The sequence below is a fragment of the Streptomonospora alba genome, from assembly GCF_000826685.1.
GTDB lineage: Bacteria > Actinomycetota > Actinomycetes > Streptosporangiales > Streptosporangiaceae > Streptomonospora > Streptomonospora alba.
Genome location: NZ_JROO01000097.1, coordinates 1 through 1,337 on the forward strand (window position 1 = coordinate 1; position 1,337 = coordinate 1,337).

The window sequence follows — 1,337 nt, forward strand, 5'->3', positions numbered from 1 at the left end:
TCGGGGACGAATGCGCATGTGGTGGTTGAGGAGGCTCCGGTGGTGGAGGGGGCCGCGGGTGCCGGTGGTGTGGGTGGGGTGTCGGTGGTGCCGTGGGTGGTTTCGGGGCGTGGTGCGGGTGGTTTGGCGGTTCAGGCGGGGCGGTTGGCGGGGTTTGTGGGGGATGGGTGCGGTGTGGATGCGGTGAGTGTGGGGGCGGGTTTGGCGCGGCGCGGGGGGTTGGAGGATCGGGCGGTGGTGTTGGGGTCGGATGCGGGTGAGTTGTGTGCGGGGTTGGGTGCGGTTGCTGAGGGCGGGGTGCCGGTGCGGGGTGTGGTGGGTCGTGTGGGTGGGGGTCGTGTGGGGGTGGTGTTTTCGGGTCAGGGTGCGCAGCGGTTGGGGATGGGTCGGGGGTTGTACGGGGAGTTCGGGGTGTTTCGGGAGGCGTTCGATGCGGTGGTGGGGGAGTTGGAGGGGTGGTTGGGGTGCGGGGTGCGTGAGGTGGTGTGGGGTGATGATGCGGGGGTGTTGGAGGGGACGGTGTTTGCGCAGGCGGGGTTGTTCGCGGTGGAGGTGGGGTTGTTTCGGTTGGTGGAGTCGTGGGGGGTGGATGTCGGGTGTGTGATGGGGCATTCGGTGGGGGAGTTGGCGGCGGCGCATGTGGCGGGTGTGTGGTCGTTGCCGGATGCGGCGCGGGTGGTGGCTGCGCGGGGGCGGCTTATGCAGGGGTTGCCCGGGGGCGGGGCGATGGCGGTTGTGGACGCGGCCGAGGTGCGGGTGTCGGAGGTTGTGGAGTCGGCGGTGGGGCGCGGGGCGTGTGTGGATGTGGCGGCGGTGAACGGGCCGCGTTCGGTGGTGGTCTCGGGTGAGGAGGGTGCTGTCGAGGAGGTCGTGGGGGAGTTGGCCGAGGAGGGTTGCCGGGTGCGGCGGCTGGGGGTGAGTCACGGGTTCCATTCGGCGTTGATGGAGCCGGTGTTGGAGGAGTTCCGCGCGGTTTTGGGGGAGGTGTCGTTCTCGGCGCCGCGGTTGGGGGTGGTTTCGAATGTGACGGGGGCGTTGGCGGGGGCTGAGGAGTTGTGTTCGCCGGAGTACTGGGTGCGGCATGTGCGGGAGACGGTGCGGTTCGCCGACGGAGTGGGGGCGATGGCGCGGGCGGGGGTGTCGCGGTTCGTGGAGTTGGGGCCGGACGGTGGTCTGGTGTCGCAGGTGGGGGAGTGTCTGGAGGCTGATGCGGAGGCGGGTCGGGGTGCCGATGAGGCGGTGTTGGTTGCTGCGCTGAGGCGGGATCGGGGTGAGGTGGAGTCGGTGGTCGGTGCGGCGGCGGATCTGTGGGTGCACGGAGCAGACGTCGACTGGTC

At 70.4% G+C, this 1,337-nt stretch carries 1 protein-coding gene; it reads left to right on the forward strand.

Features of this window, described 5'->3' with window-relative positions; translation table 11 throughout:
* Positions 1-393: 393 nt before the first annotated feature.
* On the forward strand, positions 394-1,337 hold a 944-nt coding region (locus LP52_RS25425), incomplete at its 3' end, for an acyltransferase domain-containing protein (protein WP_238581096.1).